Below are 204 nucleotides of genomic sequence, written 5' to 3'. Positions count from 1 at the left end.
GCCTGACTATGAGTGGTTGATGATTGATGCGAGCCATTGCAAAGTGCATCCCCATGCTGCTGGAGCGGTTGGCGGCAACCAGGCGATGAGCCGCACAACAGGGGGTTCAACACCAAAATACATCTGGCCGTGGATGCGCATGGTATGCCGCTCAGAGTTGTTGTTACAGAAGGTACCAGATCTGATTGCAAGGAAGCATGCGCA

1 pseudogene is annotated in these 204 nt (G+C 53.9%); it reads left to right on the top strand.

The window, feature by feature from the left end:
- Positions 1 to 204: pseudogene (locus EII23_RS12845) on the top strand (transposase); the annotation flags it as partial.

The sequence above is a fragment of the Desulfovibrio sp. OH1186_COT-070 genome, assembly GCF_003860215.1.
Classification (GTDB): Bacteria; Desulfobacterota; Desulfovibrionia; order Desulfovibrionales; family Desulfovibrionaceae; genus Desulfovibrio.
The sequence above is the reverse complement of the archived record's forward strand: the minus strand, read 5'-3'. Positions and strand labels throughout refer to the sequence as shown.